2 protein-coding genes are annotated in these 1,203 nt (G+C 59.4%); both read left to right on the forward strand.

Annotated elements, in window-relative coordinates; translation table 11 throughout:
• On the forward strand, nucleotides 1-558 hold a 558-nt coding region (locus tag H5U08_RS19335), incomplete at its 5' end, for an NADH-quinone oxidoreductase subunit I (RefSeq protein WP_366494930.1).
• A 58-nt stretch (nucleotides 559-616) separates the two neighbouring features.
• On the forward strand, nucleotides 617-1,203 hold a 587-nt coding region (locus H5U08_RS19340), incomplete at its 3' end, for an NADH-quinone oxidoreductase subunit J (RefSeq protein WP_297036976.1).

Below are 1,203 nucleotides of genomic sequence, written 5' to 3' on the forward strand. Positions count from 1 at the left end.
AGCTCCGAAATACGCTGGGTGGACGAGCCGCCGCTGACACCGGCTGAGCGGTCCTATTTGCCGCTGTTTATTGAAGGACTGACGACCACATTCCGCCACCTGGTCAGTCCGAAGATCACGGTGCAATTCCCGGAAGAGCGCCACGAGTTTCCTGATCCGATCATCTACCGCGGAGTACACCGTCTCAACCGGGACGAGCAGGGCCGGGTGAAATGCGTCGCCTGTTTTCTTTGTGCCACGGCCTGTCCCGCGCATTGTATCGACATTGTGGCCGCGCCCAGTCCGTGGCCGGATCGTGAAAAGTATCCCGTCGTTTTCAACATCGATATGCTGCGGTGCATATTCTGCGGGATGTGCGAGGAGGCGTGTCCCGTGGATGCGATCGAACTGACGAGTTTGTACGATCTGTCCGGCAAGAGCCGGGAAGAGATGATCTTCGACAAAGAGAAGCTGCTCAGCGTGTACGATCAGACAAAAGACCTGGAGCCTCCCCGTTGGATGCGAGAGCGGGACGTGGTGGAAGAGCAGGAGACTGATTCGGCTTCCGGAGAAACCTGACTGACCGGCGAGGGACGAATTCTTTCACGCAGACGTTGCCGGGAAAGGTGGAAACACGATGGTTTCGGGTACGACCATTCTTTTAGCGGGGATGTTGTTGACCCTGGTGGGGCTGTTTTGGGCCCTGCCCTGGGGGGCGGATCGGCGTCGAGTGCCGGGTTGGATCCTGGTGGCCTCGGGGCTGGTGATGATGGCCAGCCTGATTCCCGCGTTTGGGGGCTTTCTTGCCCGAAGCGTGCTCTGGGGAATGACACTGGTGACGCTGGGGTCGGCGGTGGCCATGATCACCTCGGTCCGCCCGCTCTACAGTGCCCTGTGGTTTGGGATGACTGTGCTCGGCACGGCGGGACTGATTTTGTATCACGGGGCAGAATTCGTCTCCATGGCCCTTATTGTGGTGTACATTGGGGCCATTCTGGTGGTCTTTCTCTTTCTGATCATGCTCGACGAACCGCGCGGTCAGGCGGGGTTTAATCGGCGGAGTTGGGAGCCTTTCATCGCGTCGCTGGCCGGGGTCGTACTGATCGGCCTAGTGAGCGGGAGTTGTCTGGAAGGATTACGTCCGCAGGATGGAGAAAATGAGGCTGCTCCGACGGCTGTTTCCAGCGGCGAGAAAGGCGCTTCGGGGTTGGTACCGACCAGGAC

This window comes from Thermogutta sp. (genome assembly GCF_014359955.1).
Classification (GTDB): Bacteria; Planctomycetota; Planctomycetia; order Pirellulales; family Thermoguttaceae; genus Thermogutta.